Origin of the sequence: Protofrankia sp. CiT1 (assembly GCF_917627335.1) — a bacterium.
Classification (GTDB): Bacteria; Actinomycetota; Actinomycetes; order Frankiales; family Frankiaceae; genus Protofrankia.
Genome location: NZ_CAKJTP010000237.1, coordinates 3,446 through 4,105, shown reverse-complemented (window position 1 = coordinate 4,105; position 660 = coordinate 3,446). Strand labels below are relative to the sequence as shown.

Annotated in this window: 1 protein-coding gene; it reads right to left on the bottom strand. The window is 57.3% G+C overall.

What is annotated here, in order from left to right; translation table 11 throughout:
* A partial coding sequence (locus tag MJ785_RS20675) for an ATP-binding protein (protein WP_239382438.1) occupies positions 1-652 on the bottom strand: 652 nt, incomplete at its 3' end.
* Positions 653-660: the final 8 nt, after the last annotated feature.

Genomic DNA, 660 nt, shown 5'->3' with positions numbered 1-660 from the left:
GCCACACGTCGTCTATCACGATTAACCACGGCCGATCCTTGCGCGCCTGCATGAAGCTCTGTGCGGCTCCCTCGACTGTCTGGGACGCAGATTCCGTACCGGTCAGCCTGGTTGCGCGATCATTAAGTAGCCTGGTCAGCCGATCGTCGTCGCGCTGCGGTCCGAGCGTCAACCAGTCGATCCGTTCCCCAAAGGTCGTCATAACCCGCGGATCAACTGTGGCCAGTCTGGCGATGATACTCTTTCCGATGCCGCCGAAACCGGTGAGCCCAACGCAGTCGATGCGGCCCCCGCTCGCGGCGGCTTCCAACAACTTTTCGGCGATCTCCCCTATGATCTCGGAACGATGGATCATACCTGCGGTCGACGGGCCGCCGATCACGATTGGCCTCAGGATATCCGGCCTTGCAAGCTTACGATGAGGGTAACGCGTACCGAGATTCTTCAGGATCAAATTGGCAGATACCATCTCGCGGACAACGCAGAAGAGAGAACAGAGGCCATGGCTCACCACCCCGTTTTCGAGCTGCGAGAAAACCTCGTTCCAGAAACTCTCCAGCGTACCCTTGAAAACTGGCCGAGATTCACGGGGAAAATTGATCTTATAGAAAACCAAGTTGGCCGCGGCTTCGTTGTCGATTACCTTCGACACGACGTTGA